Genomic DNA, 16,845 nt, shown 5'->3' on the forward strand with positions numbered 1-16,845 from the left:
ATGACGATGGGACATGCCACCATCGTGCGGGCGGTGACTGGTGATACGAGATCAACAAGAGACGACGGAGCAGAGCGTGCACCCCGAAAACGCGGAGGGCACTTCTGTGACACCGGCGCGCCCTGACGACGCGGCCGGGAAGGCCGGCGAGATGAAGCACGAGCAGCCTCTGCACGACCCGGACTGCGTCGACGTCGAGGCGCACGCCGAGCGGGTCGACAGTGACGAACCGTTGCTCCCCGCGCGCGTGCACCGCCCTTCCGACCTGATGCGCCTTCTGGTGGGCGTGCTCGCGATCGCCGTCCTGCTGGCCATCGCCGCGTTCGCGCACGCCACGACCTCGGGCTTCGCCCAGGACATCAACAAGGGCACCGGACAGGCTCCCGACCTGCTGACCAAGTTCGCCGGGCTCGCCTCCAGCATCGCCATCCTCCTCGTACCCGTCGCGTTCGCCATCGAGCGGCTCATCAAGCGCGACGGGCTGCGGATCGCCGACGGGGTGCTCGCGGCGGTCCTCGCGCACGGGGTGACCCTCGCGACGGACCTCTGGGTCGCCAAGGCCGCGCCGCAGTCGATCCAGGACGCGCTCACCAAGGTGTCGCCGGGCGACATCCATGCGCTGACCGACCCCGTGCACGGCTATCTGGCACCCGTCATCGCCTACATGACAGCGGTCGGCATGTCCCGGCGACCACGATGGCGTGTGGTGCTGTGGGTGGTTCTGCTGCTCGACGCGTTCGCGATGCTGGTCACCGGCTACACCACACCGTTCTCGATCATCCTGACGATCCTCATCGGCTGGACCGTCGCCTACGGGACGCTGTATGCCGTCGGCTCGCCCAATGTGCGCCCTACAGGGCAGACGCTCCTCGCGGGCCTGCGGCATGTCGGCTTCCACCCGGTGAGCGCCTCCCGGGAAGAGGCCCACGAAGGTGCGACGGAGAACGGCGACCGAGGGCGGCGTTATTTCGTCACCCTGGAGGACGGCCCTCCGCTGGACGTCACCGTCGTCGACCGTGAACAGCAGGCACAGGGCTTCTTCTACCGGGTGTGGCGCCGGCTGACGCTGCGCGGCATCACCCAGCGCCGCAGCCTGCAGTCGCTGCGCCAGGCCCTGGAGCAGGAGGCACTGCTCGCCTACGCGGCGATCTCGGCGGGGGCCAACGCGCCGAAGCTGATCGCCACCTCCGAGCTGGGCCCCGACGCCGTGATGCTCGTCTACGAGCACATCGGCGGCCGGTCCCTGGACGCGCTGCTGGACGAGGAGATCACCGACGACCTCCTGCGGGACACCTGGCACCAGGTGCAGGCGCTCCAGTCGCGGCGGATCGCCCACCGCCGGCTGGCCGGCGACGCGCTCCTGGTGGATCGTTCCGGCACGGTGATCCTCACCGATCTGCGTGGGGGCGAGATCGCCGCGGGCGACCTCGTCCTGCGGATGGACACCGCGCAGATGCTCACCACGCTCGGCCTGCGGGTGGGCGCCGAGCGGGCCGTCGCCTCCGCCGTCGGCGTCCTCGGCCCCGACAGCGTCGCCGACTGCCTGCCCCTGTTGCAGCCCATCGCGCTCACCCGCACCACCAGAGCGACGTTGCGCAGACTCGGCCGGGAACGTGCCCAGCGCGAGCGCGAGGCCGTCCTGGAGGCGTCGGACAAGGCCAAGCAGGCCCGTCTGGAAGAGACCGCCGAGGCCGACAGCGAGAGCAAGAAGTCGCCGCGGGCGGAGAAGAAGTCCGAGAAGGCCGAGCGGCAGGCCGAGAAGCGTGCCATAGACGTGGCCCTCGACGAGGCGCGTGAGGAGGACCTGCTCACGCAGATCCGCCACCAGGTGCTCCGCATCCGGCCGCAGGCCCCGGTCGAACCGGCGCGCCTGGAGCGCATCAGACCGCGCACCCTGATCAGCTTCATCGCCGGCGCGATCGGCGCGTACTTCCTGCTGTCGCAGCTCACCCACATCGACTTCGGCGCGATCGTCCGCGAGGCCGAGTGGGGCTGGGTCGGCCTCGCGGTGCTGTTCTCCGCGCTCAGCTACGTAGCGGCGGCGATGAGCCTGATGGGGTTCGTGCCCGAACGGGTGCCCTTCATGCGGGCCGTGGCGGCACAGGTCGCCGGATCGTTCGTGAAGATCGTGGCTCCCGCCGCGGTCGGCGGCGTCGCGCTCAACACCCGCTTCCTCCAGCGGTCGGGCGTACGCCCCGGGCTCGCGGTCGCCAGTGTCGGCGCCTCCCAGCTGTTCGGCATGGGCAGCCACATTCTGTTGCTGCTGACGTTCGGCTACCTGACGGGGACCGAGAAGACGCCCTCCTTGTCGCCGTCCCGCACGGTCATCGCGGGCCTGCTGACGGTCGCCGTACTTGTCCTCGTCGTGACGTCGATCCCCTTCTTGCGGAAGTTCGTCGTCACGCGCGTGCGCTCGCTGTTCGCCGGGGTGGTGCCGCGCATGCTCGACGTGTTGCAGCGGCCGCGGAAGCTGCTCACCGGCATCGGCGGCATGCTGCTGCTGACCGCCTGCTTCGTGATGTGCCTGGACGCCTCGATCCGTGCTTTCGGCGACAACACGACGAGCCTGAGCCTGGCGAGCGTCGCGGTGGTCTTCCTCGCGGGCAACGCCCTCGGTTCGGCGGCGCCGACCCCCGGCGGCGTGGGCGCTGTCGAGGCGACGCTGACGGTGGGCCTGATCGCGGTCGGCCTGCCCAAGGAAGTGGCCGCTCCGGCGGTGCTCCTGTACCGGCTCCTCACCTTGTGGCTGCCCGTCCTGCCGGGCTGGCTGTTCTTCAACCACCTGACGCGCAAGGGCGCTTTGTAGGCGCCTGCCCGGCCTCACCCGCACAGCCCGCAGCCCGAGCGCGCCGCACCGGGCCCCCGCAGGATGGACCCATGCCGCTTCCGTCCCGGCCGCGTGCCGCCGCCCTGGTCACCACCGTCGCTCTGCTCTGCGCCTCGCTGGGGGCCTGCGGCGAATCCGAGAAGAGCGTGGACCTGCCGTCGCAGACGCTGAGCTGGAAGGACTGCCCCGCGCCGGCGGACTCCGAGGGCGGCGGCGGATCCCCCTCCCCGCTGCCCGGAGGCGCCACCTGGCAGTGCGCCACCATGAAGGCACCCCTCGACTGGGACGCTCCCAAGGGGCGGACGATCGACCTCGCGCTGATCCGTGCCAGAGCGAGCGGCGACAAGGACCTCCGCATCGGCTCGCTGATCTTCAACTTCGGCGGCCCCGGCGGTTCGGGCGTCACCAGCCTGCCCGCCTTCGGCTCCGACTACGCGCGCCTGCGCACGCGCTACGACCTGGTCAGCTTCGACCCGCGCGGGGTGGGCCGCAGCGCGGGCGTCACGTGTGAGGACGCCGAGCAGCTCGACGCGTACTTCCAGGAGGACTCGACGCCGGACGACAAGAAGGAGCAGCAGAAACTCGTCGACAACGTCACCTCCTTCAACAAAGCCTGCGAGAAGAACTCCGGCGCCACCCTTCCCCACGTCCGCACCACCGACGCGGCCCGCGACATGGATCTGATGCGCCAGGTCCTCGGCGACGACCGGCTGCACTACTTCGGGATCTCCTACGGCACCGAACTCGGCGGCGTCTACGCCCACTTGTTCCCCAAGAAGGTGGGGCGCGCGGTCTTCGACGGTGTCGTCGACCCCACGCAGGGCCAGGAACAGGGCTCCCTCGGGCAGGCCGAGGGCTTCCAGCTGGCCCTGGACAACTACGCGAAGGACTGCACGTCCCAGGCCGAGGACTGTCCGGTGGGCGACACCCCCGAGGAGGTCAAGGAGAAGATCGCGAAACTGCTCGACGAGCTCGACGAGCATCCGATCCCGGGGATCTTCCCGCGCGACCTGACCCAGACCGCCGCGACCAACGGGATCGCCCAGTCCCTGTACTCGAAGGACTTCTGGGAGTACCTCACCCAGGGGCTCCAGCAGGCGTACGACGGTGACGGCAAGATCCTGATGATGCTGTCCGACTCGATGAACGGGCGCAACGAGGACGGCACCTACAGCAACACCCAGGCCGCGAACGTCGCCATCAACTGCGCCGACGACACCGGCCGGTTCACGGCGAAGGACGTCGAGAGGCAACTCCCGCGGTTCCGGTCCGCGTCCCCGCTGTTCGGCGACTACCTCGCCTGGTCCATGCTCAGCTGCACCGACTGGGCCGTCGCGGGCGCCGCCGACCACCCGGACGTCAGCGCGGCCGGCGCCGCGCCGATCGTCGTCGTCGGCAACACCGGCGACCCGGCGACCCCGTACGAGGGCGCGCGGAAGATGGCGGACGCGCTGGGCAAAGGAGTCGGCGTCGAGGTGACGTACAAGGGCCAGGGGCACGGCGCGTACGACAGCGGAAACGCCTGCGTGCACCGCGCCGTGGACCGCTATCTCCTCGACGGGACGGTCCCGAAAGAGGGAACGGTCTGTTCGTGATCGCGGAGTTGTCCACAGGCTGAAGCGGATGTCCGCACCTGCTCCTACGATGGCCTGACCGCTCCTCGCACGGGGCGGCCGATGGGGGGAGGTGCCATGGCACCAGGGATTTCGCGTGCCCGCCCAGGCGCACGCACACAGCTGGGGACAGGGGCCCGCGCGACTGCCGGACGTGGAAGGCGCACCCAGGCGGGGGCAGGTGCGCGCACGCTCGCGGCTCTGGCGGCCGTCGTGGTGACGGCGGGCCTCGCCGCGGGGTGCAGCGACTCCGGCGGGGGCGGTGGCAGTGATCCAATGCCGTCGTCGGGCGGCGCCTCACGATCGGCCGCGCCGAGTGCGTCACGACCGGCCGCGCTGCCCGCTCTCCCCTCTTCTCTCACCGGCCAGCGGCTCGACTGGGGACGGTGCCGGGCCACGGAGAGCGGGCCGGCTCCCGGATCCGACTGGCAGTGCGCGACGCTGAAAGCTCCGCTCGACTACGCGGAACCGGCCGGGGCCACCATCGGCCTCGCCCTCATCCGCGCCAGGACCCGGGGCGACGAGAGCGACCGGATCGGCTCCCTGCTGTTCAACTTCGGTGGCCCGGGCGGCTCCGGCGTCGAGCTGATGCCGGCCTTCGCTCCGCAGTACGCGACGCTGCGCGAGCGCTACGACCTGGTCAGCTTTGATCCCCGGGGGGTCGCGGCCAGCGCCGGTGTGCGGTGCCGCAGCGACCGGGACATCGAGGCCGCGGAAGCCGTCGACCTCACGCCGGACACGGCGGCGGAAGAGGCCGCCTATCTGAAGGACGCCACCGATTTCGGCAAGGGGTGCGAGAAGGCCGGGAAGACACTCGGCCATGTGTCGACCGTCGAGGCGGCCCGCGACCTGGACCTGATGCGGCAGGTCCTCGGGGACGACGCACTGCACTACATGGGTGTCTCGTACGGCACCGAACTCGGCGGCATCTACGCCCACTTGTTCCCCGGCCGCGTCGGCAGGCTCGTCATGGACGGGGTCGTCGACCCCACCGCAGGACGGGTCGGGCAGGCCGAGAACCAGGCGCGCGGATTCCAGCGCGCCCTCGACAACTACTTCAGGTCCCGGGGCAAGGACCCGAAGGCGGGCTCCCGCGAGGTCGCGGCCCTTCTGAAGCGGCTCGACAAGCGCCCGCTGCCCGCGGCGGACGGGCGCGAACTGAACGAGTCGCTCGCGACCACCGGCATCGCGGTGACCCTGTACAGCAAGAACAGTTGGCCGGCGCTCACGCGCGGTCTGCGGGACGCGGCGGACGGCGACGGTACGGCCTTGCTCGCCCTCGCCGACTCCTACAACGACCGTGACGAGAGCGGCCACTACGGCACGTCGAGCCACTCCCAGCGCGCGATCTCCTGCCTCGACGACAAGGCCCGGCCGACAGCAGCACAGACGAAGGCGCGGCTGGCCGCCTTCCGTGCGCTCTCCCCGGTCTTCGGGCAGTACATGGGGTGGGACACCGCGGGCTGGTGCCACGACTGGCCGGAGGCGGGGCAGTGGGCCGACCCGGATGTGAGCGCGCCCGGCGCCGCACCGGTGCTCGTGGTCGGCAACACCGGCGATCCGGCCACTCCGTATGAGGGCGCGCGGCGGATGGCCGGCGAACTGGGCAAGGGGGTCGGCGTCGAGCTGACCTGGAAGGGCGAGGGCCACGGGGCCTACGGCTCCGGCAGCTCCTGCGTCGACTCCACGGTGGACGCGTATCTGCTGGAGGGTCGAATACCGCACGACGGCAAGGTGTGCTCCTGACCGCGGGCGGGCCCGGGACGCGCAGGGGCCCCGACATGGCGGACGGGCCCCGCGCGCAGTGCGCGAGGCCCGTCCGGGACAGCCGAGGCCGAGCGGTGGCTCAGTAGACGGGCTTGTCCGGTTCGATCTGGTTCACCCAGCCGATGACGCCGCCGCCGACGTGCACGGCGTCAGCGAAACCGGCGGACTTCAGGACGGCGAGGACTTCCGCACTGCGGACACCCGTCTTGCAATGCAAGACGATCTTCTTGTCCTGCGGAAGGCCCGACAGGGCGGTGCCCATGAGGAACTCGTTCTTCGGGATCAGCTTGGCGCCCGGGATGGAGACGATCTCGTACTCGTTCGGCTCGCGGACGTCGATGATCTCGATCTTCTCGTCGGCGTCGATCCACTCCTTGAGCTGCTTGGGAGTGATCGTCGCGCCGGCCGCGGCTTCCTGCGCCTCGTCGGAGACGACGCCGCAGAAGGCCTCGTAGTCGATGAGCTCGGTGACGGTCGGGTTCTCGCCGCAGACCGCGCAGTTGGGGTCCTTGCGGACCTTGACCTGGCGGTACTGCATCTCCAGGGCGTCGTAGATCATGAGACGGCCGACCAGGGGGTCGCCGACGCCGGCCAGGACCTTGATCGCCTCGGTGACCTGGATGGAGCCGATGGACGCGCACAGCACGCCCAGGACGCCGCCCTCGGCGCAGGAGGGGACCATGCCGGGGGGCGGGGGCTCCGGGTAGAGGCAGCGGTAGCACGGACCGTGCTCGGACCAGAAGACCGAGGCCTGGCCGTCGAAGCGGTAGATGGAACCCCACACGTACGGCTTGTTGAGCAGCACGCACGCGTCGTTGACCAGGTAACGCGTCGCGAAGTTGTCCGTGCCGTCGACGATCAGGTCGTACTGGCTGAAGATGTCCATCACGTTCTCGGCCTCGAGCCGCTCTTCGTGGAGGATCACGTTCACGTACGGGTTGATGCCGAGGACGGAGTCCTTCGCGGACGCCGCCTTGGACCGGCCGATGTCGGCCTGGCTGTGGATGATCTGGCGCTGCAGGTTCGACTCGTCGACCTCGTCGAACTCCACGATGCCGAGCGTGCCCACGCCGGCCGCGGCCAGGTACATCAGGGCCGGCGACCCGAGGCCGCCGGCGCCCACACAGAGCACCTTGGCGTTCTTCAGCCGCTTCTGCCCGTCCATCCCGACATCCGGGATGATCAGGTGGCGGGAGTACCTGCGGACCTCGTCGACGGTGAGCTCAGCAGCTGGCTCGACCAGGGGTGGCAGCGACACAGTGACCTCATTAATGCAGGTGGTCGGTATCTACGTACGGTTGTTCTGTCTGCAACACTGCCACGCCCCTCTTCATTCCGAGACACCTGGTCCGATACGCGAGACGATCTCGTCCCAGTAGCCGGGCATCGCTTCCCAGGGGTCACCCGCGCCGTCGCGGTCGGTGCGGTCCGTGAAGTAAACGGTGCCCGCGCCCTGCCAGCGGGCGATCCGCAGCGCCTCGTCGAGATGGCCGCGGGGCGTGCCGTGGACGAAGTGGCAGAACCGCTCGGGCGGATAGTCGGCCGTCCACTCCGCCACCTGGGACCAGCGGTAGTCGCTCCAGGGGCCGGTGAACGTCACCAACTGGTCGGCGGTCTCGGCGTATCCGGGGTACGGGTGAGTGCCGTGACCGAGCACGACGTACGCGTCGTCGACCAGGGCGCGCAGGGTCGTGACGGTGCGCCGTACTTCGGGGAGCGCGGTTCGCTCGGTGGGACAGCGGTCGAGGCTGAACCCGTCGACCCGGTACCAGTCGAGGAAGCGGTGGGCGTCCGAGACGACCTCCCCGAAGGAGCGGGCACCGTAAGTCATGTCGACGTGACCGAGGACACGGACGCCCGCGTTGCGCAGACGGCCCGCCGCTTCGAGGCAGTGCGGGTCGGGGCGGGCGCCGGGACCGTCGGCGACGTTCAGGACGACCCAGTGCAGTGGCGCTTTGGGGCGGGTCAGTTCGGCCCACTCCGCGGGGGCCACCAGGGGGTGCGCGAAGCCCGGGATGCCGAAGCCGAGGCGTATGTCGGTGCTCGACGTGCCGGTCGTGGTGGGAGTCAGATACGGCATGCCGCCTCCATCCAGATGTCGGCGAGGGACTCTTCGAGGTTGATGCGGGGGCGCCAGCCGAGCCGGTCGCGGGCCGTGCGGACGTCGGCCTGCTGCCAGCTTCCGCAGCCATCCGGGTACGGGTACGCCGCGGCGACCGGGCCACCTGGCACTCCGTGGTCGGACTCGGAGCGCGGGTGCACGACGGACGGCCGGAGCGTGACCGCGGGCGCGTCGAGTTCGTGGAGGGCGCCGCCGAACCCGGCGACCCGGGCGAGGACGGAGGCGGCGTCGCGCAGCCGCACGGCGCGGCCCGAACCGATGTTGATGACGCCTTGTGCGGCGGAGAGCGACGCGGCGTGCACGGCGCGCGCCACGTCGCGTACGTCGATGAAGTCGCGCTGCGCGCCCAGGCCGCCGAGCTTCAGCTCGCCGTCGCCGGCCTGCATCGCGCGGCGCATGGCCTCGGCGAGCCGGCCGAGCGGGGAGCCGGCCGGGGTGGCCGGGCCCGCCGGTGAGAAGACACGCAGGACGACGGCGTCGAGGCCGGAGCCGAGGACGAGCTCGGTGGCGGCGAGCTTGCTGACGCCGTACGGGCCACCCGGCCGGGGCACCGCGTCCTCGGCGGTGGACGAGCCGGGCTGCGACGGGCCGTACTCGGCGCCGCAGCCGATCTGCACGAGGCGGGCGCCGCAGCCGCTGCGGCGCAGGGCCTCGCAGATGGTGGCCACGGCGACGGTGTTGTGCTGGATGAGGTCGCGGGCGCCGCCGCGGGTGGCTCCGGCGCAGTTGATGACGACTCCGGGGTGGACTGCGTCCAGGAAGCGGGTGAGTGCGCCCGGGCTGCCGGTGGCGAGGTCGAAGCGGACGTCGGCGTCGTCGCCGCGGCCGAGCGCGGTGAGCTGGACGGCGGGGTCGGCCAGGAGACGGTCGGCGACGAAGCGGCCGAGGTATCCGTTGGCGCCGATCAACAGAACCCTCATCGGGCGCCTCCCGGGGTGCGCGTTCCGCACACCGCGCGGCGTGCGCGTGGCGCACGCGGGGCGCGCGGTGAGCGTGGTGCATGCAGTGACCGTGGTGCACGCGAGGCGGGGGTGTCGCGCTGCCCGTGAGGCCCGGAGTATCCGGCGTGTCCGGCGCCTCCGGGAGGAGGGGTGGTCATCTGGCGTTCTCCTTATGCGTGTTGCCGTGAGTCGTGGGGTGGGCCCGCGGTGTCGGCCCCGCGGGAGAAAGGTGTGCCTGGTCGTGCGACGGGCGGCTCGGCGCGCCCGCTGGCGGGCTCGGCCGTCGTTATGGAGCTCCTCCTGTCGCGCTCTCGGCGCGAGCGTGGGCGGAGGCGCGGGCCAGCGTGCGGACGGCGTGGGCGAGCAGCGCGAGGGCCGCGGCGCCGCAGGCGAGGGCGGGGACGAACCCCGCGCCGACCGCCGTGACGCCCGCTTCGACCGGCGTCCCCAGGGCGTCGCAGCCCGGCAGGCGCCCGGCGAAGACGGCGGCGACGGCCAGAGCCTCGACGCTGGCGGCGGCGCCCAGCACGACAGCGGGGGCGTGTGTGCGGCCATGAGCGGTGAGGAGGCGGGCGAGCAGCAGCAGGACACCGAGGGAGCCGGCGCCGGCGTAGTCCACGGGCTGGTCGAGGAGGGCTCCGGCCAGAGCGAGCAGGGCGGCGAGAACGGAGGTGAACAGGACGACGACGCCGATGAGCAGGGGCCTCGCAGAGGCGGCGAACTCGGCAAGTCCGCGGCTGGTGGCGAGGCGGCGGTGGGCTCCGGCGGTGTAGAGCCGGGCGCACCAGGTGGCGGGTGCGACGGCGACGGCGAGTGCGAGCAGGGGTGCGGTCGCCGGGGCCCAGGGTTCGTCGGGGCCGCCGGCCAGCGCGGTGGTCAGCAGGCCGTCGCCGAGCAGGGCGTAGGCGAGCAGCCACCCGGTCCACAGGCGGGTCGCCGGCGCGGCGGGCCCGTCGGCGCGCAGAGGGCCGTGTCGCAGGGTGGTGCGCAGGGCGGCGGCTCCGGCCAGGGTTCCGGCGGCGGCGACGGCCCAGCGGGTGGTGCCCGTCGTGGCGTGCACGGCGAGCAGGGTCAGCGCGCAGACGGCCCCCGGCAGCAGCGCGAGCAGCGCCCATGCGCCGGGTACGCCGGTCGTGGATGTCGGGAACGGGGTCGGGGCCTGGGCCGGTGGGGCGGTGGTCGGCGTCCCCTGTTCGCTGTCGCGGGGGACGCGGGCGTAGAGCTCCTCGGCGAGGGAGAACACGTCCTTGTGCCGGAAGCGGGCCGCGGCCCGGTCGGTCACGCCGTGCGCTTCGAGGCCCGCGGCGATCTCCAGGGAGTCGACGGCGCGTTCGCACAGGGCGCGGTGGCGGTGCATCAGGGCCTTGACGGGGTCGACGCCGGTTCGCCGCTGGGGCGGGCGCGGGGTCCCGGCGCGGTCCACGCGGTTGCCGGACACGCGACTGTCCCGGGTCCGGCCGACGCCGCTGATGCCGGTGCCGCCACTCAGGACTTCCGGGGCGCGGGCATCCCGGAGGGGTTCGTCGCCGCTCAGGGGCTCATGGGGGCGGGTCTCCCGGGTGGGCCCGTCAGTGCTCACGGCCTCCCGCGCGCGGGCCTCCCGCACGGGCCCGTCGCCGCTCACACCCTCGGGCGCGCGGGCTTCCCGGCCGTACCCGTCGCCCGCACCCAGGGTGCCCAAGGCACGGGCACCCCCCGCACACTCATCGCCCGCGCCAGAATCTGCCGAGCCGCGCTCATCCCGAGGTCGCCCGGCGCCCCCGCCCGAACCCTCCGCACCCGTACCCGACTCCCCCGCAGCGCCGAAGGCCTCGACCGCGCCCAGGTCGCCGAACGGCCCGAGGTCGCCCAGGTCGCCGCCGATCGCAGGGTCGGGGTGGGAGTTCCGCAGCGCATGCGCCGAGTCCGTGCCCCAGGCACCGGCGCTCGACGGTACGCGCGGTACGTCGGCCCCGGTGTCGGTCGTGGGGCCGAGCCCCGCACCCTCGCGCCCGCTCATACGTCGCCCTCCCCGCTGCCCGGCGCCACGCCCGCCAGTTGCTCCTGTTGCTCTCGTCGGTCCCGGTCGCCGTACCCGAGCCGGTCACCGTGCCCGCCGTGCTCTCGCGCACCGCCGTCCGGCGGCCCCCCACCCGCGTCATCGGCCGCGTCACCGGCATCGCCGCCACCCGCACCGGCATCCAGTCCCACACCCGCACCCGTACCGGCACCGGCACCCGCACGAGCACCGGTAGCCGCCCCAGACTCGGCCCCGACCGCCCACCGGGGCGCCGCCTCAGGAGACCGCCCGTTGCGCGACGAGCCGGTACCCCCGTCCGCGGACGGAGCCGTCCACCGGCCCGGGACATGTGCCTCGAGCGGATGGGCGAACGGCAGAGGGTCGCCCGCGTCGTCCACAGCGTCCCTGCGCACAGGGCAGTGCGACACGATGTCCAGGTAAATGCCGTGAAATGCCGTGAGGTTCTGCTCAACGGTGAAGAGTTCGAGCGCGCGCGCCCGCGCCGCGGCGCCCAGCCGCTCGCGCCGCCCGGAGTCGCGCAGCAGCGCCACGCACGCCTCGGCGAGCGCCCGGGGGTTGCGCGGCGGTACGACGAGCCCGGTCCCGCCGATGACCTCGACGACGGCGCCCACATCGGTGGAGACGGTCGCCCGCCCGCAGAACATGGCCTCGACGAGGCTGATCGGGAAGCCTTCGACGACGCTGGACAGGACGACGACGGCGCCCGCGCCGTAGACCTCGGCGAGGGCGGGGGTCTCGGGGCCGCCCAGTTCCTCGAAGGAGACGGGGTTCTCGCCGACCGCGTGCATGCCCTCGGCCTCGTCGGGGAAGAGCTGCGCGGCCAGCGCCTTGCAGTGGCCGAGGTAGGCGGCGGCCTCGTCGTCCGCCGGCGGCGCGCCGACGATCCGCAGCCGCGCCTTCGGTTCCTCCCGGCGGATCTCGGCGAACGCGTGCAGCAGGGAGACGAGGTCCTTGGCGGGGTCGATCCGCCCGACCCAGACGAGCGTGTCCGGCTCGCCCGGCTCCTCGCGCTCGCCGACCTCCGCGAACCGGCCCGCTTCCATGCCCGGGTGGACGGTCCGCAGCTTGGCGCGGTCGGCGCCGCACCGCTCCTGCCAGCGCCGGGCGTGTGCGTTGCCCGGGGTGATGACGGCGGCCTGCCGGTAGACCTCCGCGGCGAGCAGGCCGTGGAAGGCGGCGAGCAGCGCCCGCACCGGCGCGCTCAACTCGGCCTCGCCCGCCGCGATGTAGCGGGCCCTGAGCTGCACGCCGTACTCGGTGACGAGCAGCGGGACACCGAAGAAGCGTTTGGCGATCAGTCCGGGCAGGGCCGCCGCCCCGCCCGTCGTCGCGTGACACAGATCGACGGAGCCGAGCCCACCTCCCCTGCTCTCGCCCCCGCCCTCGACTCCGCCGAAGGAACCGGAAGGGCCAGAAAAGGCTGAGGGCACAGCGAACGTGGCGGACGCAGAGGAGCCCGCGGCGCCGGCCCCGCCCTCGTACCAGTCGAGCGACAGAGGACGCAGCGTGCGCTCCACGTGCCCGGCGAACGCGAGCAGATCGGGCACCCGGGCCGTGCGAGCGGCGCGCAGGGCGCCGGGCGCACGACAGGCGCGCTCCAGGATGCGCACCGCTGCCTCGGAACGGAGTGCGCCCCCCAAGGCGCCCTCGTCCAGGGCGAGCTCGGCGAGCCCGTACAGCGCGTTGGCGAAACGGTCCGCCTCGCTGGTGGAGCCGTCTACGGCCCCCGGTTCACTGCCGGAGCCGCCGACGACCGCAGCCGCCAGTTCCTCGTACAGCGCGGCGAACCGGCGGCGCGCCCGGCGCCCGAGTCCGCCGCCGCGCGCCCCGCGCACGCTCCCGGCGCCACCCGTCCACAGCGGCGCGGTCCGCACCCGCACCACCTGCGGGGGCAGTTCGAGCCGGGCCGCCTCCTCCTGCTCCTGGCTGCGGCTGAGCGCGTAGAGCTCGAATTCGTGCTGGTCGAGGCCGCGCACGAGCCGGTCGCACCAGAGTCCGGCCTCACCGCCCACAAACGGGTAGCCGCCCTCGGTCAACAGTCCGATACGCACGAGTACACCCCCGATCTCCCATGAGGGGAGCCGCCGTTGACCCGGCGGCTCGCAGCGGGACGAACGTATGCGGACATGCCGGTGGCGCGATGGACGGTTGTCCATCGCGCCACCAAAAGGGGTGAACGGTCGTAACTTTCGCGTGCGCGTGACGTTCTGTCGCGCTAGGAGATCGTTCCGCTACCGACCGCTACGGAGCGTCAGCCCTTGGGAAAGACCCAGGGGTTGGGCTTACAGGTGATCCCGTCGAGGCTCAGGAACTTGGTCTGCTGCTGCATGACCGGCGCCAGTGCGCCGTCCTGCGAGCAGCTCACGTGGTTGTGGCCGAGCCGGTGGCCGACCTCGTGGTTGATGAGCATCTGCCGGTACGGATAGATGGCGGCGCCGTGCAGCACGTCGTCGTACGTCTTGGAGCCCTGCGCCCAGCGGTAGGCGTTGATCATCACGCGCTCGGTGGCGGCGGAGTCGCACGACACGTTGTCCTCGGTCGTGTCGAGCCCCGACTTGGCGCACCAGGTGGCGGTGGTGCCGGGGCTGGCCAGCGTGATGACGAAGTTCGGCTCGCCGGAGGAGATGCGCTCGAAGGTGCGCGCGCCGTCGTGCGCCCAGCTGCGGTTGTCGTTCAGGGTCTTCTGCACCGCCTCCGCGAAGAGCGAGCCGTCGAGCCCGAGCCCCTTCTCCACGTCGATGCGGTAGCGGAACTTCTCCCCGCGCCCCGGCGCCTTGTCGAACCCGGGGATCGCCTCGAACTTCCCCGAACCCTTCAAGTCCGTGGCCAGGGGGTACTTCTTGCGCATCTGCTGCGCGTACGTCAGCGGGGCGGCCTGGGCCGTCTTCGACGGGGTGGCGCGGGCGTCCGAACGCGAGGCCGAACCGTCGTGGACGCGCGTGCCCTTCGCGGACTGCGCCTGTGCCTCGGCGGTGGAGCCGTCGCCCCGGTCGGTGACCTGCCCGGCGACGACGACGGCCAGGACGGTGGTGACGGCCGCGGCGGCGATCCCGGTGTAGGTGAGGCCCTTGCCGCGCTTCTCCCGTCCGCCGGGGAGCGGATCCGAGGCCTGGTCCGTGTCCCCGTCCGCGCGCGGGTCGGCCCGCGGGACCGCGAGCACGTCGGAGACCGCCGTCTCCGCTTCGTCCCGGCCGGTGACCGCGCCGTACGGGTCCTTGGGACTCCTCCTACCGAAGCCGTCCTTGCCGGAGCCGTCGTTGCCGACGCCGTCCTTGCCCGAGCCGTTCTCGCCGAAGCCGTCCTTGCCATAGGCGCCCTGGCCGAGAGCGTCCTTACCGAAGGCTTCCTTGTCGAAGGCATCGACATATTCCTGGCGGGGCCGCTGCCGGGGCACGAAGGGCGGTCCGGGGCGTTTCGCGGCGCCGCTCGGCCCCGGGGAGCCGCCGGGCGCGCCCCAGCCGCCACCGGGCTCCCGCTGCTCAGGGTGACCGCCGCGCACGCGCGGGGCCTGCGCGGCCGGGTGCGGGCGGCCGGACGCGGAGTCGGGCGCCGCCTCCGCGGGCGTCCTGCGCCGCCGGCCGGTACCGGGGTGCGCCGAAGCGGCCGCGGTCGACGCCATGGGGACTTGCGGTATGTCGGCGGTATCGCCGTTGTCTGCCGGTCCTCGGCGGCTGTGCCGTCCCACTGGCCGCCTCAGCTCCCCTGCTCGGTCGTGCTCTTGGTCGTGCCCTCAGTCGTACGCTCGGCCGCGGTCGCGGCAGCACCGCCGGCATGTTCAGCACCGTCGTCGCCGTCATCGGCACCGTCGGCACCATCCGCACGGACCGTGTCGTCCGCGCCCGCAGCGCTCTTTGCGCCGCCCCTGATGCTAGTGCCGTCCGCGGACCCCTCCCCGGCCGGGTCCGTCGCGTCCCGCGCGGGAGTCGTCGTGGGTGCGGGATCACGCTGCCGGTGCAACGCCTCGGTGTCCGCGACAAGTTCCCGGAACGCCGCGGCGACCCGCTCGGGGTACTCCATCATCGCGACATGCCCCGCATCGGGGAGCGTGAGGAGGCGCGCGTCCCGGTAGGTGCGCGCCGCGCGCGCCGCCATCCGGTAGGAGACGAGCTGGTCGCGCCCCCCGTAGACGAGCAGGGTCGGCGCGAGGACCCGTTCGGCCTGGCGCCACAGGCCGTGCTGGCCGCCGAGCGTGTACGCGTTCACCACCCCGCGCGCGGAGCGGGCCATCGCGTCCCAGAAGTACGGGAGTTGCAGCCGGCGCTCCATCTCCTCCACGGCGGCCTGGAAGCCCTCGGGCGAGACGCTGTCCGGGTCTCCGTAGCAGAGGGCGGTGACGCCGCGCACCCGCTGCTCCGCCGTCCACTCCTTGGTGAGCCGCGTGAAGAGCGCGGCCACGCCGGGCACGGCGAGCAGCCCGGTCGGCAGGGCGGTGCGCTGGACCCGCAGCTCGGGCAGGGCCGGGGAGACCAGGGTCAGCGTCCGTACGAGGTCGGGCCGGACGGCGGCGACGCGGGTGGTGACGGCGCCGCCCAGCGAGTTCCCGAAGAGGTGCACGGGACCGCGGTCGCGTGCGTCGAGGAAACGGATCACCGCGCGCGCGTGCCCGGTCACCGAGTAGTTGCCGTCGTCCGGCGGCGGCGAGTCGCCGAAGCCGGGCAGGTCGATCGCCTCGCCGTCCACGCTGTCCTCGAGGAGCGGCATGAGCGCCGACCAGTTCTGCGACGAGCCGCCGAGCCCGTGCACGTACAGGGCGGGCGGAAGACCCTCCGTGGTGCCCGGGCGGGACCGGACCGACAGCGTGAGCCCCGGCAGAGCGACCGAACGCAGCCGCTCCCCCTCCGCGACCTTGACGGTGCCCGGCTTGGGCACCGCGGCGGCGACGGCGGGAGGCACACGCGGCGAATCGGTCGAAGACATGCGGGATATGTTACGAGACGATCACGCGCTGGATCCTGTGTTCGCCGTCACAGATAGCTCATAGTTCTACCCAAAGCCCATCGGATCACTCGGCGAGGACCACATAGCGGCCCTCCCGGGTGTCTCCTACGCTCGATTCAGGGCACCCGCCCCGCACGAACAGGTGAGGAAGGGAGCCATTCATGACGGTCGACCCCAGCGATCCCGAGACCTTCGCGACCGAGGAGCCCCCGGAGATCGACGTGGAGGCCCCGGAGGCGGACACCGCCGAGCAGCTGACGGAGGTCGCGCCGGACCAGGACGACGAGCCGGACGCGACCGCGAGACCGGACAGCGCCGACGAGGGAGACCGGGCCGAACAGGCACGCGTCGTCGCGCTCGACGAGGACGACTACCGGTGACGGCGATCGCGACAGCGACAGCGACAGCGACAGCGACAGCGACAGCGACAGCGACAAGGGTGCCGGTGACCGTGACCGGGCGACGAAGGTACCGGTGACCGTGACCAGGGTGCCGGTGATCGCGTGACCGCGTCGGCGAAGGGCGTGGCAGTATGCGCCGCTTTGCGGACATAGGGGCGGCGGGCGCGGCTTTCCCGGGCGTCCGGTCCGTGAAATTCTGCGCTCGCACCGCGCACA

General features: G+C 72.4%; 11 protein-coding genes. 4 read left to right on the forward strand and 7 right to left on the reverse strand.

The genetic code is table 11. The features are described 5' to 3' along the window. The first annotated feature begins 151 nt into the window (after positions 1-151). The 3 genes from ACIBW6_RS11040 (at position 152) to ACIBW6_RS11050 (ending at position 6,186) form a co-directional block, all read left to right on the forward strand. The gene (locus ACIBW6_RS11040) at positions 152-2,806 is read left to right on the forward strand and encodes a lysylphosphatidylglycerol synthase domain-containing protein (protein ID WP_399058949.1); all 2,655 of its coding nucleotides are present in this window, start codon (positions 152-154) and stop codon (positions 2,804-2,806) included. 71 nt (positions 2,807-2,877) lie between these two features. Beyond that, positions 2,878-4,422, forward strand: a complete 1,545-nt coding sequence (locus ACIBW6_RS11045) for an alpha/beta hydrolase (protein ID WP_399058950.1) — start codon at positions 2,878-2,880, stop codon at positions 4,420-4,422. A 294-nt stretch (positions 4,423-4,716) separates the two neighbouring features. After that, entirely contained in the window at positions 4,717-6,186 is a 1,470-nt protein-coding gene (locus ACIBW6_RS11050) for an alpha/beta hydrolase (RefSeq protein ID WP_399058951.1), read from the forward strand. 100 nt (positions 6,187-6,286) lie between these two features. Here the strand turns inward: ACIBW6_RS11050 and moeZ are convergent, their stop codons facing one another. The 7 genes from moeZ to ACIBW6_RS11085 form a co-directional block, all read right to left on the reverse strand. Continuing rightward, positions 6,287-7,465: an adenylyltransferase/sulfurtransferase MoeZ gene (moeZ, locus tag ACIBW6_RS11055; protein WP_356495017.1), complete on the reverse strand. Its 1,179-nt coding sequence runs from the start codon at positions 7,463-7,465 to the stop codon at positions 6,287-6,289. Between the two features lie 72 nt (positions 7,466-7,537). After that, positions 7,538-8,287 (reverse strand): spherulation-specific family 4 protein, encoded by a 750-nt coding sequence (locus tag ACIBW6_RS11060; RefSeq protein WP_399058952.1) that lies wholly within the window; start codon positions 8,285-8,287, stop codon positions 7,538-7,540. Next, entirely contained in the window at positions 8,275-9,249 is a 975-nt protein-coding gene (locus ACIBW6_RS11065; protein ID WP_399058953.1) for an NAD-dependent epimerase/dehydratase family protein, read from the reverse strand. The genes ACIBW6_RS11060 and ACIBW6_RS11065 overlap by 13 nt, the downstream gene beginning before the upstream one ends. Before the next feature lie 307 nt (positions 9,250-9,556). Then, positions 9,557-10,708 (reverse strand): hypothetical protein, encoded by a 1,152-nt coding sequence (locus ACIBW6_RS11070; protein ID WP_399058954.1) that lies wholly within the window; start codon positions 10,706-10,708, stop codon positions 9,557-9,559. A gap of 557 nt (positions 10,709-11,265) precedes the next feature. After that, on the reverse strand, positions 11,266-13,341 hold the full coding sequence (locus ACIBW6_RS11075) for a DUF3492 domain-containing protein (protein WP_399058955.1): 2,076 nt from the start codon (positions 13,339-13,341) through the stop codon (positions 11,266-11,268). Positions 13,342-13,541: 200 nt separating this feature from the next. Beyond that, positions 13,542-14,909 carry a DUF3152 domain-containing protein gene (locus tag ACIBW6_RS11080; RefSeq protein WP_399058956.1) on the reverse strand — a complete coding sequence of 456 codons (1,368 nt, stop codon included), beginning with the start codon at positions 14,907-14,909 and terminating at the stop codon, positions 13,542-13,544. Positions 14,910-14,983: 74 nt separating this feature from the next. Continuing rightward, positions 14,984-16,207, reverse strand: a complete 1,224-nt coding sequence (locus ACIBW6_RS11085) for an alpha/beta fold hydrolase (RefSeq protein ID WP_399058957.1) — start codon at positions 16,205-16,207, stop codon at positions 14,984-14,986. A gap of 182 nt (positions 16,208-16,389) precedes the next feature. Between ACIBW6_RS11085 and ACIBW6_RS11090 the strand changes: the two genes are divergently transcribed. Further along, positions 16,390-16,608, forward strand: a complete 219-nt coding sequence (locus ACIBW6_RS11090) for a hypothetical protein (RefSeq protein ID WP_399058958.1) — start codon at positions 16,390-16,392, stop codon at positions 16,606-16,608. The last annotated feature ends 237 nt before the right edge of the window (positions 16,609-16,845 follow it).

This window comes from Streptomyces sp. NPDC049813 (assembly GCF_044465085.1).
GTDB lineage: Bacteria > Actinomycetota > Actinomycetes > Streptomycetales > Streptomycetaceae > Streptomyces.

Bases quoted from the DNA above. Each gene is read 5' to 3' on its own strand.
- ACIBW6_RS11090 (WP_399058958.1), top strand. From the start codon at position 16,390: ATGACGGTCGACCCCAGCGATCCCGAGACCTTCGCGACCGAGGAGCCC.
- ACIBW6_RS11065 (WP_399058953.1), bottom strand. From the start codon at position 9,249: ATGAGGGTTCTGTTGATCGGCGCCAACGGATACCTCGGCCGCTTCGTC.
- ACIBW6_RS11085 (WP_399058957.1), bottom strand. From the start codon at position 16,207: ATGTCTTCGACCGATTCGCCGCGTGTGCCTCCCGCCGTCGCCGCCGCG.
- ACIBW6_RS11080 (WP_399058956.1), bottom strand. From the start codon at position 14,909: ATGGCGTCGACCGCGGCCGCTTCGGCGCACCCCGGTACCGGCCGGCGG.
- ACIBW6_RS11060 (WP_399058952.1), bottom strand. From the start codon at position 8,287: ATGCCGTATCTGACTCCCACCACGACCGGCACGTCGAGCACCGACATA.
- ACIBW6_RS11050 (WP_399058951.1), top strand. From the start codon at position 4,717: ATGCCGTCGTCGGGCGGCGCCTCACGATCGGCCGCGCCGAGTGCGTCA.
- ACIBW6_RS11045 (WP_399058950.1), top strand. From the start codon at position 2,878: ATGCCGCTTCCGTCCCGGCCGCGTGCCGCCGCCCTGGTCACCACCGTC.
- ACIBW6_RS11040 (WP_399058949.1), top strand. From the start codon at position 152: ATGAAGCACGAGCAGCCTCTGCACGACCCGGACTGCGTCGACGTCGAG.